At 28.5% G+C, this 4169-nt stretch carries 5 protein-coding genes; all 5 read right to left on the bottom strand.

Annotated elements, in window-relative coordinates:
- Positions 1-211: carbon storage regulator CsrA (gene csrA, locus BN1173_RS00930; protein WP_040235972.1), on the bottom strand; the 211-nt coding region annotated here is incomplete at its 3' end.
- Between the two features lie 2 nt (positions 212-213).
- Positions 214-606, bottom strand: coding sequence for a flagellar assembly protein FliW (gene fliW, locus BN1173_RS00925; protein ID WP_012537950.1), 393 nt, complete (start codon positions 604-606; stop codon positions 214-216).
- 1 nt (position 607) lies between these two features.
- Positions 608-1882, bottom strand: coding sequence for a flagellar hook-associated protein 3 (locus BN1173_RS00920; protein ID WP_040235968.1), 1275 nt, complete (start codon positions 1880-1882; stop codon positions 608-610).
- A 3-nt stretch (positions 1883-1885) separates the two neighbouring features.
- Positions 1886-3769, bottom strand: coding sequence for a flagellar hook-associated protein FlgK (flgK, locus tag BN1173_RS00915; protein WP_040235966.1), 1884 nt, complete (start codon positions 3767-3769; stop codon positions 1886-1888).
- 18 nt (positions 3770-3787) lie between these two features.
- On the bottom strand, positions 3788-4169 hold a 382-nt coding region (locus tag BN1173_RS00910; RefSeq protein ID WP_040235963.1), incomplete at its 5' end, for a hypothetical protein.

Raw genomic sequence — 4169 nt, 5'->3', positions numbered from 1 at the left:
ATGTAATAAATTGTATATTATTTTTATCTTGTAATATTGATTTCTTATTTTCTTCTTTAATGATATCATAAATTTCAGATCTAAGTATTTTAATGTTTTCTGGGGCTTTTATTGCTATTTTTACACTATCTTTTTTTATTTCTAATATTGAAATTTCGATATTAGAGTCTATTTTAATGCTTTCATTTGCTTTTCTTGATAGTACTAACATATTTATTCCTTAAAGACTCTATATCTAAGATAATGTTCTTCATTAGTAGAGATGGCTTGTTTTCCAATTAATTTTTTTTTATTTAATATAATTGGAGCTTTGAGGTTTGCAGTTATTTCTTTATAATTCTTTACATGCATGTTGATGATACATAGTATTACCTTTTCGTTTTCATTTTCTGCTTGGATATCTAACCAATCCTTGTTTTCTATGTTTGGCAAATATTTTTCTAAAAAGTTAAATGGGGATGTTACTAAAAAATTTATTTCTCCATTTATTGATTGCATTATAGAGAATGGCTTATGTGCAGAGTCTTTAATTATAAATTCTTTAATATCTTCAAATCCCAATATTCCTTCAGGAAATTTAACTTTTATACTAAATTTGTTTTTCATTTTATTTTAAGAAATCTAATAATGTTGTTTGCATTATTCTTGCAGAAACTCCTAAAGATACTTGATAAGCAAGACTTGTCATGTTAAGATCTGTGATTGCTTTTGTAACATCAAGATCGGTATATTGTACCATATCATCTTTCATATCAATTATTTCTTTGCTAAGTCTTGCATAACTTAATTCAAGTCTGTTTTCTTTAGTCCCAAGATCAGCTAATGTTGATAAAATTTTACTTAAACTTTCATCGATTTCTGCTAAATTTCTACTTCCTATAAGTCCTTCTCTATTTTCTTCTAAATTATCTCTTAGATCGATTAAACTATCAAAAATTGTTCTATTTCTAATCTCAGCGTTGTTTGCTATGTTGTAAGGGGGTTCTTTGGAATCGTTATTTTGATTTAAAATACCAAGATCTGTTAGTACTGTTGACCCTTCTTCTTCTGTTATCCACATTTGATGAGGTGTTGTTGTGTTAATTATTATTGAATTTAATATATTGTCAAGAGAGGCTTCTACTGGAGCAGATGATTCATTGATTTTAGCGATAATGTCAGCAGCAGTATCTCCTGCTGTTAATACTATTTCAACATTATCAATATAAATTTTTGTGTTTTCTTGTACAACGAAATTGTCAACATTTTTTGATGATGTTATATATTGATTTTGTGAAAAAAATAGCTCACTTCCAGGGTAGTTTGTTGAGATATAAATTCCATTACATATTTCGGTTGTTTGTTCTGATTGATTTCCATTATAGTCTATTCTTATTATTTGAGTTTCTGCTCTATCTTGAGTTAATTTATTAATTTTCTTTGCTCTAGTTGCTTTGAATGCTTCAGCATCGACTTTCGTTCCTGCAAACATGCTATATCCGTCTGCTCCTTTTGCATTTGCTATTGCAAGGACATCTTCAAGTATTGCATTTATTTCTTTTGCTATTATTTTTTTATCATCAGTGCCATATGTACCATTTGCTCCTTTAATAGCTATTTCTTTTGCTCGGGTTAAAATATTAGATAGGGATTGCAAGTATCCTTCTACATATCTTAATTTGCCCCTAGCATTGTTGATATTATGAGAATAGGTATTAAGTTTAAATATGTTACTGTCTAATCTTATTGAATGAGTGACACCGGTTGGATCGTTTCTCAGGTTTGTAATTCGTTTGCCACCTTGGTATAAACTTTCTAAAAGTTTTGTTATTTTTACTTCTTTGTTTGTTGAAGATGATTTTAAGTTATCATATGTTAAAGGATGACTTACTCTGTTAATCATATATTATACTCCCATTTTGTTTATTATTGTGTCTATTAATTCTGCAGAAACATTGATGAATTTACTTGCAGCAATAAATGATTGTTGAAATTCTATCATATTTGCTAATTCTTCATCTTTATTTACACCAGATATTGATAATCTTAAATCGGTTAAATTTTTAAGTATTTGTTCTTGACTATTTTTTGTAACTTCTGCAATTTGTCCTTTTATTGCAATATTTGAAGCTGTATTTACAAAATAGTCGTTGAGTGTTGAGTTTTTTTCAACCATGATTTGTGAATTTACAAAAGATGCAATACGTAGTGCTGCTTTATTGTCACCAATAGGAGTATTATTTGTTGGGGTTTGAATACCCGATGCAATTTTTGATGGATCTTCTGTAATTACTTTAGATATTCTAATCCATGCTGATGGATTTTTTAGAGGAGATATTGAATATCTGGTTGTGTTTGTTAATTGGTCAGTGGTATTAATGTTTTGATAGTTATAAGCACCTTCAATTCCTGATGCATTTAATATACCCGTATAATTTGTTAAGAATAATCCAGAATCTTCAATATGTTTAATTCTAAAAATGGTACTGTCTTTATCTTCTTCTTTAACTGCCTTAATTTCAAATTTTTTGTTTTCATTAATTCTTGCAGTGACTTGTGCATCGGAATTGTTTATTTTATCTATTACATCTTTAACAGTATCTGTTGCATTATATGGTATTTCTATAAAATCATTTTTATTTATTGCTTGAAATCTGAGTATTCCTGCAAATCCTAATTTTTCTTCTGGAGAAATTTCATTTGTACTATTTACTTTAAATATATGAACAGAATCAAATTGTCCATCTCCATTGCTATCATATCTTCCACGATCGTCAGTTAATTTGTATTCTTGTTCAAAGAAGATTCTTCCATTTTGTTTGTCAAGGCCATATCCTGATATGTGAACTTCATTTACAAGTTCTGCAATATTGATTGCTATATTGTCTAATTCATTAATTTCATTTTTAATTTCATTATCCCTTATATTAATAAGAGCTCCTAGTTTTCCTGTATTGATATTGGCAGTTTCTCGATTATTCCACAAAATATTCCATTTTGTCTTTGTGGGACCATTTGCTGCTTCTAATATAAGTTCGTTTGCTATTGTACCTTGAATTAGATGTTTTCCTTCCATATGAATTAAAAATTCATTAGGATCCCTTTTGTTTTCTATAGAGATACTAATTAAATTGCTTAGTTTATCAATTATTAAATCTCGTTCATCCATTAAATCATTTGGATGATCTTTAATTGCGATTGCTTTTGCTATTTGTTTATTGAGATCACTGATATTTCTGAGATAATTATTAATCTTTTCAGTAGTGATTTTGATTTCGTCATTTGCCATTGTGTATATTCGTTCAAGAGAATGAAATCTGCTTGTTACTACTTCTACAAAAGCTTGTCCACGTTCTAATATAATATTTCTTTCTGCTAATCCTTGTGGTTGTTTTGATAAATCCTGCCAACTTGCCCAAAAATCGTTTAATCTTTTTCTCATTGATTGTTCTTCTGGTTCGTTATATACATTTTCTAGCAGAGAAATAAATCTGTCTTTTAAGTTCCAATATCCAAGGTGATGTGATTCTTCGGCTATTTTTATGTCCAATAATTCGTCTCTTATTCGTTCTATAGATTGAACCATTATTCCTTGTCCTAATTGCCCAGCTTTATTTGCTCTATTTAATTGAGGAGCATATATTGGCATTTCGGTTTTCATTATAATTCTTTGCCTTGAGTATCCTGGCTTTGTTGCATTAGTTAAATTATGTCCGACTGTGTTCATAGCATCTTTGTGTGCAAATAAACTTTTTTTTCCAATTTCTATTCCTGAAAATGTTGAATCCATTTTACACTCCTTAATTATTTAAAGTTTTTTGTTTATTAATACGGATGCTTCATTTGGCGTTCCGTTTTTTGGTCCATAGGGGTTTTTATAAGTGATATTATCTACAGTCTCTTGAGCATCTTGAAAGATTGAGTCTAACATATCAAGGGATGTTTCTACATAACTTGATATTAGATGATTTAAATTTTGGATATTTAATGTTCCTATTTTTAATCTATGAAAGTAGTTATGTATTTCTTTTTTATAAGTTGAGCATAATTTTTCTATGGCCATGTAAGTTGATTCAAATTGTTCATTTTGTGTAAATTCTTTCCAAATTTTATCTCTCTTTTGTTCTACATCTTTAAATTCTTGTAGGTAAATATTTGTTTTGCTTATTGATTCTTTCAACATCATTGCA

The organism is Borrelia crocidurae (assembly GCF_000825665.2).
Lineage (GTDB): Bacteria > Spirochaetota > Spirochaetia > Borreliales > Borreliaceae > Borrelia > Borrelia duttonii.
This window is presented reverse-complemented; position numbering and strand designations above follow the sequence as displayed.